We start from the raw sequence: 4045 nt of genomic DNA, 5'->3' as shown, positions 1-4045 counted from the left end.
CTGTGCCGGAGAGTGGGATGCGTCATCCGTTGTTGAATTGGTGCAACGAAACAAGACAGGGCAGGCGTCATGCCGGGAGCGTATTTGTCGCCGTGATGATGTATAGCCCCTTGCTGCGAAGCGGGAGAAACGGCTTTGCCCTATTGATTCGGTACGCTGGGGGAATGGAAAATACTCCCCGCTGGCCGGAGTACTGACCGTCATCCTTCCCGCCAATCCAGCACGCCGGGGCGCGGCGGAAGGTCCCCGGCGGCATGAAGGAAGGGGAGGGGCGAGGCACACGCTATGCGACAGGGACGCCCTTCGCCACGCGAATAGTCTCCCCGGAGGCCCAACGATTCCGTGACCCATTGCACCGACTCATCAAAGGAAAGCCGTTTCTCCCGACCCTCATCAAGGGACGACGTAGCACTTGCGAAGCGGGAACAACGGTTCCGCTTTGTTGATGTAAGCGAGCTGGGGCGCGGCGGAAGGTCCCCGGCGGCATGAAGGAAGGGGAGGGGCGAGGCACACGCCATGCGACAGGGACGCCCTTCGCCAGGCGAATAGTCTCCCCGGAGGCCCAACGATTCCGTGATCCATTGCACCGACTCATCAAAGGAAAGCCGTTTTTCCCGACCCTCATCAAGGGACGACGTAGCACTTGCGAAGCGGGAACGACGATTCCGTTTGTTGACGTAAGCGCGGCAGGGCGCGGAGGAGATCGCCGCCCCGAATGGGGCGGAAGCTCCGACGCCGGACGGACGCTCGTCCCGCGTGGGCGCGGGACAGCGGGAGGCCGAACGCCCGCTGCCGCGCGGCAGGGAGGAGGCCAAGGTACGCCTCGCGTATCCGGGCTGTCCGTCAGGGATGGTGACCCCAACGCGGGGTAAGGGGTCGTAGGGGGCAAGGGGCTGCGTAAGCCCCTGCCCCCTGCCGCCCGCCGCGCAGGCGACCAAGCCCGGATGCCGGGCAACAGCCGCCAGCCAGCGCAAGAAGAAAAGAAAAAAGGAAACAAGCCCCCTCTCACCCCTGCCGCCCGCCGCGCAGGCGACCCAGCCCGGATGCCGGGCAACAGCCACAAACCAGCGCGAAGGATAAAAAAAGAAAAAACTCCCATCTCTCCGCCAGGGAACTGACGCCCGACAAGGACCCGCAGGGAGCGTCAAAATATGAACACTGACAGCACGTTAGAAAAAGTCTAGAAAAAAAGTCACGTTATTTTAATAAGTTGGAAAAATCGGCACGATGATTGCAATAGTGGGGCCGTCCGCGGTCCGTGACCGCTTAACGCAGGAGTAAGGAAGTTCGTTATGCCGATGCCAGCCCCCCTTAACAATGCCGTGAATCGTTTCAAGGACTCGTGGTCCAGCATGAGCACCTCGCAGCGGGTGCTTTCCGCCGGCGGCGCCGTGCTGCTGCTGGCGGCCGTCATTGGCCTGTCCATCTACGCCACGCGGCCCGAATACCGCGTCCTGTACTCCAACCTGAGCGGCGAGGATGCCAACCGCGTCCTCAGTATGCTCAAGACGGAAAAAGTCCCGTACAAACTGGCCGACAACGGCACCACCATCATGGTGCCGCAGGAAGTGGTCTACGACCAGCGCATCAAGATCGCGGGCGAAGGCGGCCTGGTGGGTCAGGGCATCGGCTTCGAGATCTTCGACAAGGTCAAGGTCGGCCAGACGGATTTCGTGCAGAAGATCAACTACACCCGCGCCCTGCAGGGCGAACTGGCCCGCACCATCAGCGAGTTCCCCAGCGTGGAGAGCGCGCGCGTGCATCTGGTCATCCCCAAGCGCAGCCTGTTCGTGGAAGAGCGTGAAGAGCCTTCGGCCTCGGTGGTGCTCAAGCTGAACAACCCCAGCACCAAGCCCGACCAGAAGGAGATCACGGCCATCCTGAACATGATGATCATGTCCGTGGAAGGTCTGGACAAGCAGCATGTGTCCATCACGGACAACGGCGGCAAGGTGCTCTATCAGCCCGAAGAGGACAGCCTCGCCGGCGCGTCCAGCACCCAGATGGAACACCGCCTGCAGGTGCAGCGCAACCTTGAGCGCCGCATCGAGGAAATGTTGCAGCCGCTGTTCGGCCCCGGCCGCGTCATCGCCAAGGTCAACGCGGACATGGATTTCAGCCAGAAGACCATCCGCCGCGAGCTGTATGATCCCGAAAAGACGGCCGTCCGCAGCGAGCAGCGCAGCGAAGAAGCCCAGCAGGGCCAGGCCAACCTGGAAGCCGGCGCGCCGGACACCAATTTCCGCGGGGACGGCATCACCGGTTCCGTGTCCAACCAGAACGGCAGCCGCGAGACCCGGACCACGAACTACGAGATCAACAAGGAAGAACAGCAGATCGTGTCCAACGTGGGCGACCTGCGCCGCCTGACCGTCGCGGTCATCATCGACGGCACCTATCAGAAGGTGGACGGCGCGTGGTCCTTCATCCCGCGCACGGCGGATGAACTGGCGCAGGTCCGTCAGCTCGTGTCCAACGCCGTCGGCCTGGACAGCGCGCGCGGCGACTCTCTGGAAGTCAGCTCCATCCCCTTCTCCGGCTCCGAGCCTCCGGCGGAACCCAACTTCGGGGACCTGCTCTCCGACTACGCCGAGCGCCTGGGCAAGCCGCTGCTCAATGCCCTGCTGGCCTTCCTCTTCCTGATGCTGGTGGTGCGGCCCGTGGTGCTGGCCCTCATCCGGCCGAAGGTGGAAGCCGGCGAGATGGTGGAAGGTCTGGAAGGCCTGCCCGCCGCCGAGGAACAGCTCGCCCTCTACGAGGCGCTGGAAGAAGCCGCCAAGGGCGAGGAAAAGGCCCTGGAAGCCGGCGAGGAAGACGACGAACTGGTGTTCAAGGATATCGAAGCTCTCAAGGCGCACATCTTCTCCCTGTCCGACCAGCATATGGAACAGGTGGTGACCCTTGTGCGCGGGTGGATGAAGAATGAAGCCAAAGCAGCCTAATGTGCAGCCTGCCGCCAGTGAGGGCAACGTGCCCTCGCTGGCGGAATTGCGGGCCTACCGCCACGCGCAGAAGGAGACCAACCGGCGCGTGGAGGAATTGCGGTTACGGCTGTTTCGCATGACGGAACAGCACATGGATCAGGCCATCCGAATCATCAAACGCTGGATGGACGCCGCCGATAGCGACACCTCAAAAAAACGCTAGACAGCGCAAAATGGACGGAAAACCCCGTCATCCGCTGCATGAGAGGGAGGCCGGGCCTCCGTCCGCCGCTCCGGCGGGGTAGACAGCGGCGTATAAGTACATTATCAGATTCAGGCTGAATTTGTTCCAAGGAGACGTCCGGGATGGTTCTGACAGGTCAACAGCGCATAGCCGTATTGCTGCTCGCCATGGGCGACAAGTTCACGGCGGATGTTTTCAAGCGGATGGAGCGGCAGGAGATCGCCAACATTTCCAAGGCCATCGTGGAGCTGCCCTCCGTGCCCAAGGAAACCGTGGAGGAAGTGCTGCGCGAGTTCCACGAGTCCCTCGTGGAAGGCGTGGACATGATTTCCGGCGGCAGCGACATCTTGAAGCGCCTGCTGGTCAAGAACCTTGACCCCGAGACCGCCAAGTACATCATGGACGCCCTGAACCTCGATACCGGCCCGGCGCCCTTCCGCGAGCTGGAACAGGTCAGCCCGCGTCTGCTCTCGCAGATCCTGCGTAACGAACACCCGCAGACCCTTGCCCTCATCATGGGCCACCTCCACCCCGATCAGGCCGCCAATCTTTTGACGAGCCTGCCCGCCGGCGTGCGCGCCGAAGTGCTCATGCGCCTGGCCCGCCTGGAGACCGTGCCGGAAGACATGCTCCTGGAAGTGGACAAGGTGGTCACCAGCCAGCTCATCGCCATGGGCGGCAAGGAAGGCAAGAAGGTCGGCGGCGTCCAGTCCGTGGCCGAGATCCTCAACGCCGTGGACCGCGCCACCGAGGAGGAAGTCCTCTCCGAGATCGAGGAAGATTCCGCCCAGATGGCCGAAGATATCCGCAACCTCATGTTCGTGTTCGAGGACTGCAAGAACATCGACGACCGCGGCGTGCGCGAGATGCTCAAGGA

General features: G+C 62.6%; 3 protein-coding genes. All 3 read left to right on the top strand.

Annotated elements, in window-relative coordinates:
* Positions 1-1298 precede the first annotated feature (1298 nt).
* On the top strand, positions 1299-2942 hold the full coding sequence (fliF, locus tag Q0K00_RS11470) for a flagellar basal-body MS-ring/collar protein FliF (RefSeq protein WP_297229652.1): 1644 nt from the start codon (positions 1299-1301) through the stop codon (positions 2940-2942).
* Entirely contained in the window at positions 2923-3147 is a 225-nt protein-coding gene (locus tag Q0K00_RS11465) for a flagellar M-ring protein FliF (RefSeq protein ID WP_297229650.1), read from the top strand. The genes fliF and Q0K00_RS11465 overlap by 20 nt, the downstream gene beginning before the upstream one ends.
* Positions 3148-3290: 143 nt before the next feature.
* A partial coding sequence (locus Q0K00_RS11460; RefSeq protein WP_297229647.1) for a FliG C-terminal domain-containing protein occupies positions 3291-4045 on the top strand: 755 nt, incomplete at its 3' end.

Source organism: uncultured Desulfovibrio sp. (assembly GCF_944327235.1).
Taxonomy (GTDB): domain Bacteria; phylum Desulfobacterota; class Desulfovibrionia; order Desulfovibrionales; family Desulfovibrionaceae; genus Desulfovibrio.
This window is presented reverse-complemented; position numbering and strand designations above follow the sequence as displayed.